Here is a 3,715-nt window from a genome sequence, read left to right as displayed (position 1 = left end):
CTCGAACTCGGGACACCCTGATTAAAAGTCAGGTGCTCTACCAACTGAGCTAGTGAATCATTTGTTACCATAAATTAGCAACATTAATAGTATACAGACTAACGCAAGGAAAGTCAAGTACTTTTTTTAAAATATTTTTGCTGTTTTTTTCAGCAGCCTAAGCTTACAGCAGCTCTTTCAGAACGATGGTCTGCTCGCGGTTAGGACCAACGGAGATAATACCCAGTTCAACACCGGATACCTCGCTGATTTTAGCCAGATATTTCTTAGCGTTTTCCGGCAGCTCGTCATAGTTGCGGATGCCGCTGATATCGGTCATCCAACCGTCGAACTCTTCGAAAATCGGCTCAACCTTAGCCAGAACGTTCAGGCTTGCAGGAATGCGTTTGAGAACCTCATCGCCAATCTTGTAGCCAACGCACATTTTAATCTTCGGCATATTGTCGAGGATATCCAGACGGGTAATTGCCAGATAATCCAGGCTGTTCAGGCGTGCGCTGTAACGCAGCATGAAAGCATCCAGCCAGCCACAGCGACGCGGACGACCGGTTACGGTGCCGTATTCATGGCCGGTTTCGCGGATTTGGTTGCCGGGGCCGTCGGTATCCAGCAGCTCGGTGATGAAGGGACCTTCACCAACGCGGGTGGTATAAGCCTTAACTACGCCGACAACATGGTCGATGAAGCGGGGACCTACGCCACTGCCGGTGCAGGCATTACCTGCAGTCGGGTTAGAGCTGGTAACATACGGATAGGTACCATGGTCGATATCGAGGAAGGTAGCCTGTGCGCCTTCAAACAGAACGTTTTTGCCGGCGCTGAACAGCTCATCCATAACAACACCGGTATCGGCAACGTACGGACGCAGCTCTTCTGCATAAGCCAGGTATTCCTTCAGTACGGTATCATAGTCAAACGGTTCTGCACCGTAAATTTTGGTGATAATAGCATTTTTTGCTTCCAGATTAACCTTCAGCTTATCAGCAAAGGTTTCGGGCTCCATCAGATCGCAGATACGGATGCCTACGCGAGCAACCTTATCCATGTAGCAGGGGCCGATGCCGCCTTTGGTGGTGCCGATTTTGTGATTGCCCAGTGCTTCCTCCTGCAGCTCATCAAGACGTTGATGATACGGCAGAACAACGTGTGCACGGTCAGAGATAACCAGATTGCTGCAATCAATGCCCTTTTCCTTCATGCCGGCGATTTCAGCCAGCACAACGCCGGGGTTGATTACAACGCCATTGCCCAGAACGTTAGTCTTATCATTAAACAGTACGCCGGAGGGCAGCAGACGCAGCTTATAATTAATGTTGTTAACTACAACGGTATGGCCTGCATTGGAGCCGCCGCTGTAACGAACTACAGCGTCAGCCTTTTGCGCCAAATAGTCAACAATTTTACCTTTACCCTCATCGCCCCATTGGGCGCCTAAAACTACAACAGATGACATTAGCAGTCACTCCTTATCAAAATTATAAACCAAATCTAGCAAAAATCTCGTCAACGTGGCGTAGCATCGGTTTCGGATCGAAGCAATGCTCAACCTCTTCGTCGGTCAGATATTTTTTGATATCCGGGTCAGCTTCAACGTTGGTCTTAAAGTCAGCGCCTTGCAGCCAACGTGCCATAGCGTTGCGTTGTACCCATTTGTAAGCGTCCTCACGCAGTACGCCTTTGGTAACCAGAGCAATCAGCAGGTTTTGGCTGAAAATCAGACCGCCGGTTTTGTTCATGTTGGCAATCATTGCATCAGGATATACCAGCAGCTTGTCGATGATGTTGGAGAATTTACGCAGCATATGGTCCAGAGCAATAGTTGCGTCCGGCAGAATAACGCGTTCTACGGAAGAATGGGAGATATCGCGTTCATGCCACAGGGTTACATCCTCCAGAGCTGCTACTGCATAGCCGCGCAGCAGGCGAGCCATACCGGAAACCTTTTCGCAGGTGATAGGATTACGTTTGTGAGGCATAGCGGAAGAACCCTTTTGGCCGGGTGCAAAATATTCTTCAGCTTCACGGATATCGGTACGCTGCAGGTTACGGATTTCGGTTGCCATCTTATCCAGAGAGGAACCGATGATTGCCAGAGTAGTCATGAAATGTGCATGACGGTCACGTTGGATAACCTGGGTTGCCAGGCGTACCGGAGTGAGCTCCAGCTTTTCGCAGACATATTTTTCTACAAACGGATCGATGTTGGAGTAAGTGCCTACAGCACCGGACAGCTTGCCGACTGCCATCATTTCACGCGCTTGTTTCAGACGTTCAATGTCACGCTCGATTTCAGCGGACCACAGCAGGAATTTCATACCGAAGGTCATCGGTTCTGCGTGGATACCGTGAGTACGGCCGATCATAACGGTATATTTGAATTCAGCGGCACGACGGCGCAGAATTTCATGGAAGTTTACCAGATGACGCATAATCAGGTCTGCGGATTGTACGGTCATGTAGCACAGTGCAGTATCCTTTACGTCGCTGGAGGTCAGGCCTTTGTGAATGTATTTGGACGCATCGCCTACATACTCAGCCACATTAGTCAGGAAAGCAATAACATCATGGTTGGTAACTGCTTCAATTTCCTTAATGCGGTCCAGACGGAAGTCAGCCTTCGTCTGAATATCCTTCAGCGCTTCGTCAGGCACAATGCCCAGTTTGTTCATAGCCTCGCAAGCCAGAATTTCTACCTTCAGCATGGTACGGAATTCATTTTCGAGTGTCCAGATATTACCCATTTCAGGATGAGTATAACGATCAATCATTTTTGTATGCCTCCCAAGACAATTTTATTCATGAAAAAACATCTGAAAGCCACAGATATTACCTTCAGATTCTTCACTACACTTTGTTGCATAAATATCATATCATTTTCCGCGTCTTATCGCAAGCTTTATGAACATTTTTTGTTGATTTTAGGTAAAATATTCGGTTTTTCTTCGCAGCTTCCTTGTAAGCTTTTTTACACTTATCAGAAAAAATCTTTGTCCGGAGAATAATTTTCACGCTTTTGACCCCAAACAGGCAATGCTCCGTGCAATAATCGAGTAGGAGACTGCTCATTATTTGAGCAGTCGACCTCTCACACCACCGTGCGTACCGTTCGGTACACGGCGGTTCAAATACCATAATGCTTGAGTCTTTTAAGCTCGTAATTGCTCGCTAATTCATAATAGCCTGCTTTTACGAGCTTTTCTTTTGTTATTGACCTGTTAAGTATTGCACTTCTTGCTACTCGCCAATAACCTAGTCTTGTATTCCCCCACATATATGCGTACTCCTCTGGTATTCCTAACTTCTTTAAGTTTGTAACTCTAGTTGTAGATTTCTTCCATTGTTTCCATATATATTGACGAAATCTCCTTTGCAGCCATTCATTCCATTCCTGCATTTTGCGTCTTATACTTGCTATGCAGTAATAGTTCAGCCAACCGCTTATATATACTTTTACCTTGTTCATCACTACACGTACATTTCTTCCTTGGCTTCTAGCTGTCAGCTCTTTTAGTTTTGCTTTGGCTTTCTTCAAGGATTGTTTGTGTACTCTTATCATTACACCCGTTTGGTTCTTACCTAGCGTAAATCCTAAGAACTTGAACTTTTGTGAGTATACGCTTACTGCTTTGCTCTTTTCCATGTTCAACTTTAGTTTGAGCTTATCTTCAAGATATTTTCTGCTGGATTCCAGCAATCTTTCCGCTGCTCTTTTGCT

At 46.2% G+C, this 3,715-nt stretch carries 3 protein-coding genes; all 3 read right to left on the bottom strand.

What is annotated here, in order from left to right; translation table 11 throughout:
- Window positions 1–163: 163 nt before the first annotated feature.
- Window positions 164–1,453: an adenylosuccinate synthase gene (locus RDW05_RS11600; RefSeq protein WP_009145945.1), complete on the bottom strand. Its 1,290-nt coding sequence runs from the start codon at window positions 1,451–1,453 to the stop codon at window positions 164–166.
- A gap of 22 nt (window positions 1,454–1,475) precedes the next feature.
- Window positions 1,476–2,768: an adenylosuccinate lyase gene (purB, locus tag RDW05_RS11595; RefSeq protein WP_009145944.1), complete on the bottom strand. Its 1,293-nt coding sequence runs from the start codon at window positions 2,766–2,768 to the stop codon at window positions 1,476–1,478.
- 353 nt (window positions 2,769–3,121) lie between these two features.
- Window positions 3,122–3,715 (bottom strand): group II intron maturase-specific domain-containing protein (locus RDW05_RS11590; protein ID WP_307979184.1); only part of this gene is annotated, 594 nt, incomplete at its 5' end.

It is taken from the genome of uncultured Phascolarctobacterium sp., assembly GCF_902463975.1.
In the GTDB taxonomy this organism is placed as follows: Bacteria; Bacillota; Negativicutes; order Acidaminococcales; family Acidaminococcaceae; genus Phascolarctobacterium_A.
The sequence above is the reverse complement of the archived record's forward strand: the minus strand, read 5'-3'. Positions and strand labels throughout refer to the sequence as shown.

What these genes read in the sequence shown, in the direction of transcription:
- RDW05_RS11600 (WP_009145945.1), bottom strand. Translation starts at nt 1,453, where the DNA reads ATGTCATCTGTTGTAGTTTTAGGCGCCCAATGGGGCGATGAGGGTAAA.
- purB (WP_009145944.1), bottom strand. Translation starts at nt 2,768, where the DNA reads ATGATTGATCGTTATACTCATCCTGAAATGGGTAATATCTGGACACTC.